Annotated in this window: 11 protein-coding genes; 2 read left to right on the forward strand and 9 right to left on the reverse strand. The window is 66.7% G+C overall.

The window, feature by feature from the left end:
• Nucleotides 1-35: 35 nt before the first annotated feature.
• Nucleotides 36-2,879 (forward strand): aminomethyl-transferring glycine dehydrogenase, encoded by a 2,844-nt coding sequence (gcvP, locus tag VKI00_RS20055; RefSeq protein ID WP_324440493.1) that lies wholly within the window; start codon nucleotides 36-38, stop codon nucleotides 2,877-2,879.
• A 156-nt stretch (nucleotides 2,880-3,035) separates the two neighbouring features.
• Here the strand turns inward: gcvP and VKI00_RS20060 are convergent, their stop codons facing one another.
• From VKI00_RS20060 to VKI00_RS20070, 3 genes are all read right to left on the reverse strand, one after another.
• Nucleotides 3,036-3,452: a hypothetical protein gene (locus VKI00_RS20060; protein ID WP_324440495.1), complete on the reverse strand. Its 417-nt coding sequence runs from the start codon at nucleotides 3,450-3,452 to the stop codon at nucleotides 3,036-3,038.
• Between the two features lie 650 nt (nucleotides 3,453-4,102).
• Nucleotides 4,103-6,214, reverse strand: a complete 2,112-nt coding sequence (locus VKI00_RS20065) for a substrate-binding domain-containing protein (RefSeq protein ID WP_324440497.1) — start codon at nucleotides 6,212-6,214, stop codon at nucleotides 4,103-4,105.
• A gap of 75 nt (nucleotides 6,215-6,289) precedes the next feature.
• Nucleotides 6,290-8,482 (reverse strand): malate synthase G, encoded by a 2,193-nt coding sequence (locus VKI00_RS20070; RefSeq protein WP_324440499.1) that lies wholly within the window; start codon nucleotides 8,480-8,482, stop codon nucleotides 6,290-6,292.
• An 839-nt stretch (nucleotides 8,483-9,321) separates the two neighbouring features.
• Between VKI00_RS20070 and VKI00_RS20075 the strand changes: the two genes are divergently transcribed.
• Nucleotides 9,322-9,447, forward strand: coding sequence for a hypothetical protein (locus VKI00_RS20075; RefSeq protein ID WP_324440501.1), 126 nt, complete (start codon nucleotides 9,322-9,324; stop codon nucleotides 9,445-9,447).
• A gap of 21 nt (nucleotides 9,448-9,468) precedes the next feature.
• Here VKI00_RS20075 and VKI00_RS20080 read toward each other — a convergent pair whose 3' ends face one another.
• The 6 genes from VKI00_RS20080 to VKI00_RS20105 form a co-directional block, all read right to left on the reverse strand.
• A complete protein-coding gene (locus VKI00_RS20080; RefSeq protein ID WP_324440513.1) occupies nucleotides 9,469-10,329 on the reverse strand; it encodes a 3-methyladenine DNA glycosylase in 861 nt (286 codons plus the stop codon).
• Between the two features lie 70 nt (nucleotides 10,330-10,399).
• Nucleotides 10,400-11,455, reverse strand: a complete 1,056-nt coding sequence (locus VKI00_RS20085) for a hemolysin family protein (protein ID WP_324440503.1) — start codon at nucleotides 11,453-11,455, stop codon at nucleotides 10,400-10,402.
• The gene (locus VKI00_RS20090) at nucleotides 11,455-12,822 is read right to left on the reverse strand and encodes a hemolysin family protein (RefSeq protein WP_324440505.1); all 1,368 of its coding nucleotides are present in this window, start codon (nucleotides 12,820-12,822) and stop codon (nucleotides 11,455-11,457) included. Before VKI00_RS20090 ends, VKI00_RS20085 begins: the two co-directional genes overlap by 1 nt.
• A 204-nt stretch (nucleotides 12,823-13,026) precedes the next feature.
• Complete coding sequence (locus VKI00_RS20095) at nucleotides 13,027-14,463, reverse strand: GuaB1 family IMP dehydrogenase-related protein (RefSeq protein WP_324440507.1); 1,437 nt, start codon at nucleotides 14,461-14,463, stop codon at nucleotides 13,027-13,029.
• A gap of 30 nt (nucleotides 14,464-14,493) precedes the next feature.
• The gene (gene gndA, locus VKI00_RS20100) at nucleotides 14,494-15,951 is read right to left on the reverse strand and encodes an NADP-dependent phosphogluconate dehydrogenase (protein ID WP_324440509.1); all 1,458 of its coding nucleotides are present in this window, start codon (nucleotides 15,949-15,951) and stop codon (nucleotides 14,494-14,496) included.
• Between the two features lie 117 nt (nucleotides 15,952-16,068).
• Nucleotides 16,069-17,022 (reverse strand): M56 family metallopeptidase, encoded by a 954-nt coding sequence (locus VKI00_RS20105; RefSeq protein WP_324440515.1) that lies wholly within the window; start codon nucleotides 17,020-17,022, stop codon nucleotides 16,069-16,071.
• Between the last annotated feature and the right edge of the window lie 61 nt (nucleotides 17,023-17,083).

The raw sequence follows: 17,083 nt of genomic DNA on the forward strand, positions 1-17,083 counted from the left end.
GCACAGCACGTTCCGTCCCACGTCAGGAGTCCTGAGTGTCCGACTACACCAACCCTGTTTTCGCCGATCGGCACATCGGGCCGGACAGCGAGGCCATCGCGGCCATGCTGAAGGTCATCGGGGTCGACTCCCTGGAACAGTTGGCGCGCCACGCGGTGCCCACCGGCATTCTGGACAAGCTCACCGACACCGGCGTCGCGCCCGGCCTGGATCAGCTGCCCCCACCGGCCAGTGAGGCACAGGCGCTTGCCGAGCTACGGGCGCTGGCCGACGCCAACACCGTCGCGGTGTCGATGATCGGGCAGGGTTACTACGACACGCTCACCCCGCCGGTGCTGCTGCGCAACGTCATGGAGAACCCGGCCTGGTACACCGCTTACACGCCCTACCAGCCGGAGATCAGCCAGGGCCGGCTGGAAGCCCTGCTGAACTTCCAGACCATGGTGGCCGACCTGACCGGCCTCGAAGTGGCCAACGCATCGATGCTCGACGAGGGCACCGCGGCCGCCGAGGCGATGACGCTGATGCTTCGTGCGGTGCCACGGGCGGCAAAAGGCACTGCCAACCGGCTGGCCGTCGACGTCGACGTCTTCGCCCAGACAGCCGCGGTACTGGCCACCCGCGCCGAGCCGCTGGGCATCGAGATCGTCACCGCCGACCTGCGTGACGGCCTGCCGGAGGGCGAGTTCTTCGGTGTCATCGCGCAGCTGCCCGGTGCCAGCGGCCGGATCACCGACTGGTCAGCGTTGGTGTCGCAGGCGCACGACCGCGGGGCCTTGGTGGCCATCGGCGCCGACCTGTTGGCGCTGACGTTGCTCACCCCGCCCGGGGAGATCGGCGCCGACGCGGCGTTCGGCAACACCCAACGTTTCGGTGTGCCAATGGGATTCGGCGGCCCGCATGCCGGATACCTGGTGGTGCACACCAAGCACGCCCGCCAACTGCCCGGCCGACTGGTCGGTGTTTCGGTCGACGCCGACGGCTCACCCGCCTACCGGTTGGCGCTGCAGACCCGCGAACAGCACATCCGCCGCGACAAGGCGACCAGCAACATCTGCACCGCCCAGGTGCTGTTGGCGGTGATGGCCGCGATGTATGCCAGCTACCACGGCGCCGACGGGCTGGCCGGGATCGCCCGGCGGGTCCACGCTCATGCCGAGACGATCGCCGCGGCACTCGGCGACGCTGCGGTGCATGACAAGTACTTCGACACCGTGCTAGCCCGGGTGCCCGGACGCGCCGACGAGGTGATCGCCGCCGCCAAGGCCAACGGCGTCAACGTGTGGCGGGTGGACGACGACCACGTGTCGGTGGCGTGTGACGAGGCGACGACCGACGAGCACGTTGCCGCGGTCCTGGAGGCTTTCGGAGTATCGGCCGGCAAGCCGGTCACCGTCGACATCGCAACGCGCACATCGGAGTTCCTGACCCATCCGGCGTTCACCCGCTACCGCACCGAGACGTCGATGATGCGATACCTGCGTGGGCTGGCCGACAAGGATCTTGCCTTGGACCGCAGCATGATTCCGCTCGGCTCGTGCACGATGAAGCTCAACGCCGCCGCGGAGATGAAATCGGTCACCTGGCCGGAGTTCGTCCGCCAGCATCCGTTCGGCCCGCCATCCGACACCCCGGGTCTGCGGCGCCTGATCGCCGAGCTGGAGACCTGGCTGGTCGAGATGACCGGCTACGACGCGGTCTCGCTGCAGCCCAACGCGGGATCGCAGGGCGAGTACGCGGGCCTGCTGGCAATCCACGCCTATCACGCCAGCCGCGGCGAACCGCAGCGCGATGTCTGTCTGATCCCGTCGAGCGCACACGGCACCAACGCCGCGTCCGCGGCACTGGCCGGCATGCGGGTGGTCGTGGTGGCCTGCCGCGACAACGGCGACGTCGACCTCGACGATCTGCGCGCCAAGGTCAGCGAGCACGCCGAGAAGCTGTCGACGCTGATGATCACCTACCCGTCCACGCACGGCGTTTACGAGCAGGACATCGCCGAGATCTGCGCCGCCGTGCACGACGCCGGCGGCCAGGTCTACATCGACGGCGCCAACCTCAACGCTCTGGTGGGCCTGGCCCGGCCGGGCAACTTCGGCGGCGACGTCAGCCACCTGAACCTGCACAAGACGTTCTGCATCCCACACGGTGGCGGCGGCCCGGGCGTCGGTCCGGTGGCGGCGCGCTCCCATCTGGCGCCGTTCCTGCCCGGGCATCCGTATGCGCCCGAGCTGCCCGACGGTCACCCGGTGTCCGCCGCGCCGTACGGGTCGGCGTCGATCCTGCCGATCTCATGGGCCTACATCAGGATGATGGGCGCGGACGGCTTGCGAGCCGCGTCGCTGACGGCGATCGCGTCGGCCAACTACATCGCCCGCCGGCTCGACGAGTACTACCCGGTGCTCTACACCGGCAAGAACGGCATGGTCGCCCACGAGTGCATCCTGGATCTGCGGCCGATCACCAAGTCGACCGGCGTGACCGTCGACGACGTCGCAAAACGCTTGGCGGACTACGGCTTCCACGCACCGACGATGAGCTTCCCGGTGGCCGGCACGCTGATGGTGGAGCCCACCGAGAGCGAGAGCCTGGCCGAGATCGACGCGTTCTGCGAGGCCATGATCGCCATCCGCGCCGAGATCGACCGGGTCGGCGCCGGGGAGTGGCCGGTCGACGACAACCCGCTGCGCGGCGCGCCGCACACCGCCGAATGCCTGATGGTCGACAAGTGGGAGCACCCGTACACCCGCGAGGTCGCCGCCTACCCGCTCGGAAACGCGTTCCGGCCCAAGGTGTGGCCGCCGGTGCGCCGCATCGACGGCGCCTACGGCGACCGCAACCTGGTCTGCTCCTGCCCGCCCGTGGAGGCCTACGTCTGAGCCCTGCCCAAGCGGCGCCCGGCGATTACCTTGAAGTCTGCCGACGAAGCACAGGTTCTCACCGTGGTCGCAACATAATGCACCCGGCGATCTGAACCACCAACAGTCGACCGGTGGCTGATGGGGCCAAGCGGCCCCACCAGCCAGACGACCGCTTTATATGCCGGTGATAACGGGCAGGCCCAAAAACACACCGATATCGTTTACTGCGAGCCCCAGGAGCCCTATCTCGGTCGAAATATTCCCTAGATCGCCCGTGATAGTCCCTAGATCGCCCGTAATAATGGTAAGCGGATCACCCGTGCCGGTCAGGGCGCTGATCAAGTCAGTTGTGATCGTTGTGGGCAGGGTGGTCAGGTCGGTCTCACTCGTGGTAAGCGCACCATCCGTGCCGGTCAGGGCATTGACCACGTCATTTGCGATGTCGGTGGCTGTAGGAAGGTTACCCAGGTCGGTCAGCACGGTGCCCAGGTCGCTCAGCACGGTGCTCAGGTCGGGCAAGTTGCTCAGGTCGCTCAAAAGGCCGTCGAGGGTAGTGGTTACGCCGCTGAACAGGCTGGTTATGTCCAGCAACGGAAGAAGGTCGGTGGCGAGGGTGTCAGCCGTGGTGATATAGGGCGTCTCGCCTAGATCGATGACTTGATCAAGGGATACGGCGAGGTCACCAATGGAGTCGGTAGGCGCTGCGGTGATTCCGTTGCGAACGCGTCAGGGTCGAGAACATTCACCAACAACCGTAGGCGTCGGCCTCGGCAGCGGTGAGTTGGACCGCGGACGTCTGAATGTCCGGTAGCGCCGGCGGTGTTTATTACCGGGGTGGCAGCGATCACGCTGGCACCCAGCAGGGCGACTCCGGCGGTGGCATAGGGGCGAAGCGCTTTTTCCATGGCGGCGTCCTCCATATCGATTCCGTACTGTGGCGCATCTCACAGGTTTGGCCGGGACCTTTACCTGAGAATTGCCTAAAACAGCGAAAAATGGCCCATGCGCCCAATAAAACCGCTGATGTCCGGCTTACCGGACGATACTTCCGGGAAAGCGGATTAGGCCGGGGTTGCGGATCAACCCGACGTCTGGGCGAGGCACCGAATTGCACTTCGTCGACCTGCGGCGACTGGCATGGCGGAAACATGACACCGCCGAATGTGCGCGAGTGGCGCGACGGTGGCCGCTCGATAGGACGGCCGGCGGCAACCGACACATACTGTCGGCGCCGAGGCCGCTCAACTAAGGAAGTTGGTCACCGCGGTGGCGAGGTCCGGCGACGCCGACGTCGCCAGGTTCTGGTAGCTGCCACCCGACAGCTTGGCGACGGCTTCCCAGGTCTCCCGGTCGGAATCGGAGCCGAAGTCGATCACGTTGACAGCCACCGGCTTGGCCGGGTCGACGCTGTCCTTGATGAAGTCCTGCAACCCCTGGCCCCCGAGGCTCTGGTCGGTGTGCGGCCCAGCGGTGATCACTAACACCGAATTCGTTTGCCCGGGATGGTAATTGGCGAGCGCGTCCTTGTAGATCAGCCGCAGCGTGGTGAACGACACCGCGCCACCGGACGATGCATGTTGCTTGTCCAGTGCGGCGGTGAGCGCATCCGACCGGGGTTTGCCGTCGACATCGTCGCCCAGCGGGCCCGCCTTCACCTCCGACCGGCCCTCTTTGCCGTCGAACGTCCAGAGCCCGATCACGGAGTTGGGCGGTAGCGCCTTGATCCGGTTGTCAAGCGCCGCAACCACATTGGCCAGCCGGGTCTTGCCGCCTTCGTCGGTGGTCATCGACTGCTCGAGCATGATGATGGCCGCCGGGCCGCTCGACGGTGTGGTCACGGTATTCGCCAGTGTGGCACGCAGCGAGTCGTCACCTACCGACAGCGTGGACGGCAGGGCCGCGAAACTAGTGACGTCGCTGCTGGGCGGCTTGACCCCTTCGACGCGAAAACCGGCTTTGGCCAGCTCGGCGAGTTGGTCGGGCTTGTGCAAGAACTGGGCAAACCCGCTGGCCGCCGTCACCTGGTCCTGCGACAGCCACGACCCGCGCAGCTGCAGGGTCGGATAGTCGGCGACCGCCGCCGGCCCCGGCGGCAGCCAGGAACTCAGCGTGCTGCCGGCGTTGGGCAGCGATTCGCCACGCGCGAACAGTTGCTGCTCGGTGGTGACCACCGCGTGCACCGGCGCGCTCGCCGGATCACCGGGCCGCAGCAGCACATTCATCGCCTCGGCCAAGGTGTTGTCGGCCAGCTTGGGCTGGCCGGCAATCAGCGTGCGCACCGCGCCGCTGCCGTCGGTCGGCGGTGCGCCGGGCGGCGCGGAGTCCGCCGCCACCGCTTCGCCGGCGAGATAGGCGGCGTCGCTGTTGCCGCCAAGCGGCAGCGCCAGCCGCAGCGATCCCCACTTCGGCAGCTTCAACCCGGCCAACGCATCGGGTTTGGTCTGCAGGCCGGGCAGCGTCGCCCACTTCTGGGCACCGAGCTCACGCTGAAGTTCGGGCCGCACCGCGAGCACAACCGGCGAGGTGACCAGCGACCGGCTGTCGGTGATGGTCTCCTTGCCCGCAGCGGCCGTCAGCCGCGCCGCCGATACCGAGCTGCCCGGAATCCACAGCGCGGGTCGCTGGCCCAGGTCCGCGGGCCAGTTCCCGATGAAACCGTCGACCACGGCGTCAGAACCGGCAGATTTGACGCTGACAGCGACACAGTGGTCGCCGACTGGGGCGGCGAACCCGTTGTAACGCTCCGCGAACTGCTGGACGCGGTCAGCGATCGAAGGATCCGCGATGACCGCGACCGTTTCCTTGCTGCCGGAGCACGCGGCAGCGCTGTGCGATCGGTTGGACAAAGCGTCGCCGAAGAACCGCCACAGGATGACTCCGGCCACCAACACGACGACCGTGACCAGCGCCGCGATCACACCGATGCTGACACCGCGTCGTCCGCCGTCGCTGCGGTGACCACCCCGCCAGTCGCCGAGGCCGCGGTGGCCGCCGGTCGGCGGCGATGGCGGCGGAGCGGGCGGCTCCGGCCCGCGTCGCGGGAAGTCGGGGAAGTCGTCCGGCGTGTCGACGTCGGCGGGGTGCGGCTCGTGCTCGTGATGCTCGTCGTGATCGGAGGGATTGGTGTAGTCGAAATACCCTGAATCGCTGTGAAACTCGTCCGAATAGTCGTCGGCTGGATGATCCGTGTAGCTCGGACCGGGGAAGCCGCCCGGCTCCGGGGGTGCAGCGGGCGGAAAACCGTCGGGTTCCCGCTGGCCACCGGCATCGCCAAAATTCTGGGGTTCGGAATAGTCATCCGACGGTTCGCCGTCGGTGGGCTCGTCCGGATCCGGAGCTCTGTGCCTACCCATGCCGATGCTCTCCCGCGGGCCAGAAGTTCCTGCAGTATCTAGTCATTGGGATGGTAAGCGCGCCCCGGGCCGAAATCAGTCATCGGCGCGGGCCTTAAATTCGCGGCGGCGCCGATGCAGGATCGGCTCGGTATAGCCGTTGGGCTGTTGGGTACCGCTCAGAATCAGCTCCTGAGCCGCCAGGAACGCGACGCTGTCGTCGAAGTTGGGCGCCATCGGCAGATAGGCCGAGTCGCCGGCGTTCTGCCGGTCCACCATCGGAGCCATCCGCTCCAGGCTGGCCCGCACGTCCTCCTCGGTGATGACGCCGTGGCGCAGCCAGTTTGCCAGCAGCTGGCTCGAAATCCGCAGTGTGGCACGGTCTTCCATCAAGGCGACGTTGTGGATGTCCGGCACTTTCGAGCAGCCGACACCTTGGTCGATCCAGCGCACGACGTAGCCCAGAATCGACTGGCAGTTGTTGTCGACCTCTTCTTTGATCTCCTCGGGAGCCCAGGCCAGTTCCTTGGCCAGCGGAATCGTCAGCAACTCGTCGATGGTGGTACGGGTCTTGCCCTCGAGTTCCTTCTGCACAGCGAACACGTCGACGTAGTGGTAATGCATCGCGTGCAGGGTGGCCGCCGTCGGCGAAGGCACCCACGCCGTGGTCGCACCCGCCTTCGGTTGGCCGATCTTCTGTTCCACCATGTCGGCCATGAGTTCCGTCATCGCCCACATGCCCTTGCCGATCTGAGCCTTGCCCGAGAAGCCGGCGGCAAGACCGGTGTCGACGTTGGCGTCTTCGTAGGCCTTGATCCATGTGGTGCTCTTCATCGCACCCTTGCGGATCATCGGACCGGCCTCCATCGAGGTGTGGATTTCGTCGCCGGTGCGGTCCAGGAAACCCGTGTTGATGAACACCACCCGATCGGCTGCGGCTTTGATGGATGCCTTGAGATTGACGGTGGTGCGGCGCTCTTCGTCCATGATGCCGACCTTCAAGGTGCCTTGCGGCAATCCCAGAACGTCTTCGACGCGGCTGAAAAGCTCGCAGGTGAATGCGACCTCTTCGGGGCCGTGCATCTTGGGCTTGACGATGTAGATGGAACCGGTACGGCTATTCGCCAAGGGGCCGTTGGCCTCGCCTGTTTTGAGCCCGTGAATGGCGGTCACGCCAGTGAACAGCGCGTCGAGGATGCCCTCGGGCACCTCATTGCCTGCCCCGTCGACGACGGCGTCGTTGGTCATCAGGTGGCCGACGTTGCGGACAAACAGCAGGCTGCGACCGGGCAGCGTCAGTTCACCTCCATCTGGGGTGGTGTATGTGCGGTCCTCGTTGAGCACCCGGGTGAAGCTCTTGCCGCCCTTGTCGACCTCTTCGGCCAGGTCGCCCTTGTTGAGTCCGAGCCAGTTGCGGTAGCCGAGAACCTTGTCGTCGGCATCGACGGCCGCGACCGAGTCCTCGAAGTCGACAATCGTGGTGACCGCCGACTCCAGGATCACGTCCTTGATGCCGGCGGCTTCGGTCTTACCGATCGGCGATTCTGGGTCGATCAGGATCTCGATGTGCAGCCCGTGGTTGACCAGTAAGACGGACCAGCTCGGGCGCCCGAGCTCTCCGGTGTAGCCGGCGAACTGGCCGGGGTTGGCCAGCCCTCGAGACAGCTCTTCGCCCCGCTGACTGACCAGTAAGCGGCCGTCGTCGACGCTGAGTCCCGTCGCGTCGGCCCACGACCCTGATGACAACGGCACCGCGTCGTCGAGGAACTTGCGAGCGTAGGCGATCACCTTGTCGCCGCGGACCTTGTTGTAGCTGGTGCCCTGCTCGGCGCCATCGGTTTCCGGGATCACGTCGGTGCCGTACAGCGCGTCGTATAGGGAGCCCCACCGAGCGTTGGCCGCGTTCAGGGCGAACCGGGCGTTGGTCACCGGGACCACCAGCTGCGGGCCGGCCGTCGTGGTGATCTCGGGGTCGACGCCCGCCGTGGTGATGGTGAAATCGTCGGGCTCCGGTATGAGGTAGCCGATCTCGGTGAGGAACTGCCGATAGGTTTCCGGGTCTATCGGCTCGATGACGTGATGCCGGTGCCACTTGTCGATCTGCGCCTGCAACTGGTCGCGGCGGGCAAGCAGATCCTGGTTTTGCGGCGCCAAATCGGTGACGACCTTGTCGACGCCCGCCCAGAAGCTGTCGGGGTCGATGTCGGTGCCGGGCAAAGCCTCGGTGTTGATGAAGTCATACAGCACCTGGGCGACGCGCAGGTTCCCCACCGACACGCGGTCTGTCATCTTTCTCCTCCACTTTCCCTGAATGAAGTTGTGGTCAGCCTACCGGCCGGTAGCCCGAAAGCCGGTAACCAGTGCCCCCGCAGCAGTAGCTCACACCGGGGGGCAGCGCCGCACGTCGCGGCGCTGCTCGTGCGGCGATGGCCTACCGGCAAAGCACAGCCAGCGGCCTGCTCGACAGCGATCGGTGTATACCCGTATTCACGCAGCTCATACGGGCTGGCCCGGATGTCGGTCTCACGCGCGGCCGCGGCCCAACTCCAGGCAGTCCAGCAGCAGCTCGGAGTCGATCAGCGGGCTCAACTCTTAACACCAGTTGTACAGCTCATTGTATCTAGAAATACGACGGCGTTGACCCTTTCACCTGGCTGGCCGCGCTTTGCGCTGTCTGGGAACAGACCATAGCGCTGCGCGAACAGGGGCTGCCCAGCCGGTCGCGATGCTCGGGTTGTGATCAGAGCCCGAGCCCAAACCTTGAAGAAAGCGATTCTGGGCACCGCGCTGTGCAGCGCCGCAGTGGCGTTAGCCGGTGCAGCCAATGCCGACGACGGCGGCGACTTCCTCTCCGGCTCGACCGACGCAGGCGCTGACCGCCTCGGAAGGATTCGACTTCGGACCCAGCGTGACCCAGGACGAGAACGCCCTGGTCACCACGGTCGTCGATGACTATAAAGCCGGCGACATGGCCTGCAACGCGGCCGGCGTGTGCAGCGACCCGCTGACCATTTTCAGCTACTCACAAAGCAGCGGCAGCGGCAGCGACTCGCTCGCTGAGCAGCAACTGGGCCGACTACGCCAACGCCACATCAGACGGCCAACAACTCCACGACGCCTACCTCGGGTTGACGTCGGCGGAGATCGATTCGGCCACAAAGGTAGTCGACGCGATGACCACCTACTACGACATCCCGACACTTACCAGCCCGGAGCTGTTCGAGGCCCTCCTCGGCGCATTCAGCGCACTGTGACGGGTACTCAGATCCCAGATGTCAGGCGGCGTAGGCCAGCAGGTTCTCGCACCGCCTTTGCAGGGATGCCCTGATCGCCGCGGCTTGGCTCGCTATCGCCGCTTGCCGCCGCACATACTCAGCTCGGCCCGCGGATGACTCGACCGGAATCGCCTCGTAGCCGAACGCGCGCAGGTCGTACGGGCTCGCGCGCATATCGAGTTCCCTTGCCTCATAGGCCAACTCGAAGGCATCCATCAGCAGGTCGGAATCGACCAACGCGAGTAGCTTGCCGGCGAACTTGTAGAGGTCCATCGCGGCATGGACGCACCCTGGTTGCTCTACGCCGATCTGGTCGGCGCGAGAAAGCTGCACGGCGTTCCGCGGTCGGGCAACGTCGGTGAAAAACCGAAACGCGTCAAAGTGCGTGCACCGCAGCGGCATCGACTCCACGACCGCGTTGGTGCCGTCTTGTCCAAGCCGCAGCGGCACGCTGTGACGGCGCTGCTCGGGATCGGCCCTGTACACCATTGCCCACTCGTGCAGCCCGAAGCAGGCTAGCTGGGCAGGGCGGCTCGCGGTTGCCTCGAGCAGGCGAGCCACGAACGAAATGGTGTCCAGCCGGCTGCGCAGATAGGTCTCGCTGACCGTGACACCGGCGTCGTCAGCGGTATAGCCGCGGCGGCCGCCGTAGCGACGGATCGCTTCGCCGCCGGCGAGCAGCACGCCGTAACCCGGGTGCCAGCGGCGCAGCTGCCCGGGCCGCAGGCTGTAGTAGCTGAACAGGAAGTCCCATACCGGATGCGCCTCGCCGACCTGGGCCCGCTTGAGGTGCGGGGTGACGAATTTCTCGGCGCGTTCGGCGTACTCGTCGGCGCGCGCGATCCACTGCTCAGCGTCCAGCCGCCGCGCCCCGGCTGAATTGCCCGGCTCCTGCCCGGGCCGTTCCGGCCCGCATCGTCGCCGGGCGGGCTCAGACACGCTGCATCCCATCCCGTACGACGCCGACCAGGTCCCGGACCAGGTCTTCCAGCGCCACCATCGCGACCACCGTGCCGTTCTGCCCGGTGACCAGCGCCAGATGGCTCTTGCTGCGACGCATCCGCGACAACGCTTCGGGGACCGACAGCGATTCGGCAATTTGCGGCAGCGGCCGAACCCTCGCCAGGTCGACCACGGCATGGGGGTTAGCACTCAGTGGCAGCACATCTTTGATGTGCAGGTATCCGATGAACCGGCCGTTCACATCGGCGACCGGGAACCGCGAGTAACCGGTGGTGGCCAGCGCCTTTTCCACCGCCTCAACCGTCGGGCCGGAGCCCGGCCCGGCCGCCGGCACCGCACGGATCTGGCTGACCGGCACGGCCACGTCGGCGACCATCCGGTTACGGATCTGCAGCGCCCGGGTGAGCCTGGTGTGCTCTTCGGGATCCAGCAGGCCCTCCGACACCGATTCGGCGATCATCTCGCTGAGCTCGACGGTGGAAACCGTGACGTCGAGTTCGTCGCGGGGCCGCACCCGCAGCACTCGCAGGGTGACGTTGGTGCAGCGGTTGTAGAACGCGATGATCGGCCGGACCGTTCGCACGTAGATCAGGTAGGTCGGGATCAGCAGCATCGCCGTCCGCTCCGGGCCGGCCATGGCGATGTTCTTGGGGACCATTTCACCGAGCAGCAAATGCAGCGTCACCACAATGGCCAGCGCAACCGCGAATGACACGGTGTGCAGCAGGGCGGGGGAGACGCCGCCGACGAAATCGAACGGCCGCTCCAGCAGGTCGGCGACCGCGGGCTCACCGATCCGGCCGAGCAGGATCGATGACAGCGTGATACCCAACTGGGCCCCCGCGAACATCAGCGGCAGCTGTTCGCCGGCCCGAATCACGGTGACCGCGCTTGATCTGCCCTGCTCGGCCAATGCTTCCAGTCGGTCTCGACGGGCCGAGATCAGCGAGAATTCCGCGCCGACGAAAAACGCGTTGGTGGCTATCAGCAGAATGGTCGCCAACAGTTCCAGTAGGTCGCCCATCAGGAACCTCGTCCCGCGCCGGAATCACCGTGACCGTCGACGTGGGTCAGCTCGAGCAGGTCGATCCGGCGGCCATCCATCCGGATGACCCTGGCCTGCCAGCTGGCCGGGCCCTCCGGCACGCCGTCGGGTTCATAGCCGCTCAGCTGCACGGTGTCCCCGCTCACCGGAATGCGGCCGAGCTCTTGGAGCACCAGGCCGCCGATCGTCTCGTATTCACCCTCCGGTGCGTGATAGCCGGTGGCGGCCGCCACCTCATCGATGCGCAGCAGACCTGATACCCGCCAACCATCGCCGGATGCCACCACATCCGGTGTGGTGTCGTCGTGTTCGTCGCGGACGTCGCCGACGATTTCTTCGATCAGATCCTCGACGGTCACCATGCCCGCAATACCGCCGTACTCGTCGACGACCATCGCGGTCTGCAAGCCGTTGGCGCGGATCTCTCCCATCAGCGCGTCACCGTCCAGCGTGGAGGGCACCACCGCTACCGGCTGCGCGACGGCGGTCAGCAGGGTGTGCTCCCGGTCGGCGGGCGGGACTTGGAACACCTGCTTGACGTGCACCATGCCGACGGTCTCGTCGAGGTCGCCCTCGACAATCGGGAACCGGGAGAATCCGCTCTCGGTAGCGGTGGCGACCAGGTCGGCGACAGTGTTATCCGTCTGCAGCGCAACGATTTTCGATCGCGGCGTCATCAGCTCCTCGGCTGTCAGCGTGCCGAACTGCAGTGACCGGTGCAGCAACGCCGCGGTGGTGGGGTCCAACGAGCCGCTGCGGGCAGACGTGCGGACCAGCGAAACCAGCTCCTGGGTCGAGCGGGCCGACCGCAGCTCCTGGGCCGGCTCGATGCCCAGCTTGCGCAGGATCCAGTTCGCCGCACCGTTTGTCAGCCGAATCGCAGGGGTCATCACGAACGAGAACAACAGCTGCGGGCCGGCGACGGCGCGGGCGGTCGGCAGCGGCCGGGCCACGGCCAGATTCTTGGGCACCAGTTCACCGAAGACCATCGACACCGATGTGACGACCACCAAAGTCAGGAATGTGACGACGGCGTTGGCGATTCGGTCGGGCACCCCGAGCGCGTCCATGGCCGGGTGCGGGAGCTTCGCCACCAGCGGCTCGGTGAGGTAGCCGGTGACCAGCGTGGTTATCGAGATGCCCAACTGCGCTCCGGATAGCTGGAAAGCCAGGGTGTGATGGGCGCGGCGCACGTAGCGGTCGCGACGGCGACCATCGCGCGCGTTGGCCTCGACGGTGCTGCGCTCGAGGGTGGTCAATGAGAATTCGGCAGCGGTGAACAGCGCGTTTCCCGCGGTGAGCAGCACGATCGCCAGCAGGCTGAGCAGAATGACGACGAGATTCATCGATGCCGCCGCTGTTGCCGGCAATCAGACCGTGCGGGCCGCGGTGACCGCTCAGCCCGGAAGCCAACGGCCTCACCGGGTGCCTGCGGCACGGAGACCCTTTCCCTCGATTTGTCCATGGCTATGTGAGATTCCTATGGTAACGAAGGCCTAGCCCCGGCTCGCCCTCGTTCCAGCGATGACACGCCTCCAACCGGTCTCGAGCTACCAGCCGAACGGCAGCGGATGACCCTCAGCGAACCCCGCTGCGGATTGCACACCGACCACCGCCCGCGCATGCAGCTCGGCCAACGTCGACGCACCGACGTAGGTGCAGGTGCTGCGCACGCCGGAGGTGATGTGGTCGAGCAGGTCCTCGACACCGCCGCGGTTGGGGTCCAGCCCCATCCGCGAGGTCGAGATACCTTCCTCGAACACCGCTTTGCGGGCCCGCTCGAAGGCGCTGTCGGCGCCGGTACGGGCAACGACGGCCCGCTTGGACGCCATCCCGTAGCTCTCTTTGTACGGCTGGTCCTCGCGGTCTCGCATCAAGTCGCCGGGGGATTCGTAAGTGCCGGCGAACCACGACCCGATCATCACGTTGGACGCGCCGGCCGCCAACGCCAAGGCCACGTCGCGCGGGTGGCGCACTCCACCGTCGGCCCAGACGTGTGCGCCGAGTTCCCTTGCAGCCATAGCGCATTCGAGTACGGCGGAGAATTGGGGGCGGCCGACACCGGTCATCATCCGGGTGGTGCACATCGCGCCCGGGCCCACCCCGACCTTGACGATAGACGCCCCGGCGCCGATCAGGTCGCGGGTGCCGTCCGCCGACACCACGTTGCCTGCGATCAAGGGCACGCCCAGGTCCAGCGACGCAATCGACTTGATGGCGTCCAGCGCCTTCACCTGATGACCATGCGCGGTGTCGACGACGACCAGGTCGACGCCGGCCTCGGTCAACGCCTCGGCTTTGGCGGCCACATCGCCGTTGATGCCGACCGCCGCACCGATGCGCAGCCGGCCTTTCGCGTCGGTCGCAGGGGTGTAGAGGCCGGCACGGATCGCCCCGGTGCGCGTCAGCACGCCGGCCAGTGTGCCGTCGGGGCCGGTCAGCACCGCGACGTCGACGAGGGCCGGCTCGAGACGATCGAACACCTCGCGCGGATCGGTGCCCACCGGCGCGTTGACGAAGTCGGTGATCGCGATGTCGCGCACTCGCGCGAAACGATCCACACCGTCGCAGCACGATTCGGTGACCAGCCCGATGGGGCGGCCCTCGAAAGCCACCACCGCGGCGCCGTGGGCGCGTTTGTGGATCAGCGCCATCGCGTCCGACACCGAATCGTCGGGCGCCAGTATCACGGGGGTGTCGACAACCAGGTCACGGCTTTTGACGAAGTCCACCGTGCGCTGCACGGCGGTGATCGGAAGGTCTTGCGGCAGCACCACAATCCCGCCGCGGCGGGCCACCGTCTCGGCCATCCGCCGTCCCGCGACCGCGGTCATGTTGGCCACCACCACCGGGATGGTGGTGCCCGAGCCGTCGTCGGTGGCCAAGTCGACGTCGAAGCGCGACGCCACGTCCGAACGGTTCGGCACGATGAAGACGTCTTCGTAGGTCAGGTCGTAAGCGGGACGGTGCCCGTCCAGAAACCTCATCGGTGTTGGTGTACCCCTTATTTGGCCCTGCTAGGCCGGCACTTCGGTGCGATCCCCGCTCCACAACGTGTGGAACTTCTTGCTTGGGTCCTCATCGATGCGCCCGTAGGTGTGTGCGCCGAAGAAGTCCCGCAGGCCCTGGGTCAACGCGGCCGGCAGCCGCTCGGTGCGCAGCGCGTCGTAGTAGGACAGCGCCGAGGCGAAGCCCGGGATCGGGATGCCGAGCTGGGTGGCGGCCACCACGACGCGACGCCAGCTGTCGATGGCCGCCTCGATGGCGCTACGGAAATACGGCGCGACGATCAGCGTCGCCAGGTCGGGGTCGTCGTCGAACGCCTCTTTGATGCGATTGAGGAACTTCGCCCGGATGATGCAGCCGCCCCGCCAGATCGTGGCCAGGTCGCCCGGCGTGATGCCCCAGTTGTATTCGGCGCTGCCGGCTTGGATCTGGTTGAACCCCTGCGCGTAGGCGATGATCTTCGACGCGTACAACGCCTGACGGACGTCTTCAATGAATTGCTTTGCATCGCTTGGCTTTTCGCCTAAGTGACCGGACGCCAGGCCGGTGGTCGCCTTTCGCTGGGTGACCGAACCCGACAGCGCGCGAGCAAACACCGCCTCGGCGATACCGGTGACGGGAACCCCGAGATCCAGGGCCGACTTCACCGTCCAGCGGCCGGTGCCCTTCTGCTCGGCCTCGTCGAGGATGACGTCCACCAGCGGCTTGCCGGTCTTCGCGTCGGTCTGGCGCAGCACCTCCGCGGTGATCTCGATCAGGTAGCTGTCCAGGTCGCCCTTGTTCCAATCGGCGAAGACATCGGCGATCTCGGGGGCGGTCTTGCCGAGCCCGTCGCGCAGCAGCTGGTAGGCCTCGCCGATCAGCTGCATATCGGAGTACTCGATGCCGTTGTGCACCATCTTGACGAAGTGGCCGGAGCCGTCGGGGCCGATGTGCGTGCAGCACGGCACGCCGTCGACGTGTGCGGAGATCTCTTCGAGCAGCGGGCCCAGCGATTTGTAGGACTCGGCCGGGCCGCCCGGCATGATCGACGGCCCGTTCAGCGCCCCCTCCTCGCCGCCGGAGATGCCGGCGCCGACGAAGTGCAGCCCGCGCTCACGGATGGCCTTCTCGCGCCGGATGGTGTCGGTGTAGAGGGCGTTGCCGCCGTCGATGATGATGTCGCCCTGTTCCATGGCGTCGGCCAGTTCGTTGATGACCGCGTCGGTCGGGTCGCCGGCCTTGACCATGATGATCACACGCCGCGGCTTCTCCAGCGCGTCCAGGAATTCTTCGATGGTCTCCGACCGGACGAACTTGCCCTCGTCACCGTGCTCTTTCAGCAGGGCGTCTGTTTTGGCGATGGACCGGTTGTGCAGCGCCACCGTGTAGCCGTGGTGGGCGAAATTCCTGGCGATGTTCGAACCCATCACAGCCAGCCCGGTCACTCCGATTTGTGCGGTACCGGTCTTCGAATCCGACGAGCTCATCGATTCGCCTCTCAGGGTCGGGACTATCTGCAAAGCCTTGCACCGAACACTGTGGCACAGGCAGTTTCGGCCATCTGCAAAGTATCGCCAAAGCGCGGTCGTTTCCGCAGTCGTAGGTTAGGCCGTGGTGAACAGACGTTGCAGTTCAGTAAGCCACGGAATGGCCAGCGCAACGGTCGGGACCACCAGGATCGCCGCCGCGGCGAGGTAGGCGGCCGTGGAGAACATCAGGCTGTTGCCGCTCCCGGAAAGCCGGCGCACCCGCAGCAGCGTGTGGGCCCCACCGGCGGCCAACGCGCCCACCGGCGTGCGGCCCGACGCGCAGGTCACCAGGGCGCGGGCCAGGGGAGCGCGGCCGGCCACCCGGACCGCGGCGTCGTCAGCCAGCAGTTCGACGAGCAGCTGCACCGCCTGCAAAGCGTTCGCGCTGCGGACAAACCGCGGAAACGCGGCATGTGCAGCGGTGAATGCCTCGAGGACGAGATCGTGACGGGCGCGCAGATGAGCACGCTCGTGGCTCAGGATCGCGGCAACCTCGGTCTCGCTGAGAGAGTCCAGCGCGCCCTCGCTGACCACCACCCGGCTGCGGACCCCGGGCAGGCAGTAGGCCAGTGGCTGCGCGACTTCGAGGACACGCAAATCACGCTCCCGGACGCAGGCCCGCGCGGGAACCGCGTCCGGTGCCACACCAAGCAGGTCGACGAGCATCCGGTGGTGGGCCCGGCGTCGGCGCGTGATGATGGCCACCCGGACCACGGCCATCGCCAGCCTGGCGCCGACCAGCAGCGTGAGAGCTAAAGCCGCGAAATCCAGGGTCCACAGCGGCCAGCCGAGGCGGCCGATGTCAGCGACCGGAGTGACGGTAGGCCGTCCGTCCGGGCCAGGGCGAAACAGCCGGCTGGCGATCGCGATCCCGGCGCTGAACGCCGAGAGCACCGCGGCCACGGCGATCGCCTGCCAGAGCACCATTGCCGCGCGCGGGGCACGCAATGGCCACTTTGCCCGCGACAGCAAGCCCGGTACCGGGCCGACCAGCAACACCGCAAGGACGGTGAAGGCCAGCCCCGACATAGTTCCAGTCTCCCTCAGTCCTCCGACAGAGCGCCAGCCGACGGGGCGTGGCGATGAACGG

Origin of the sequence: Mycobacterium sp. (assembly GCF_035314665.1) — a bacterium.
In the GTDB taxonomy this organism is placed as follows: domain Bacteria; phylum Actinomycetota; class Actinomycetes; order Mycobacteriales; family Mycobacteriaceae; genus Mycobacterium.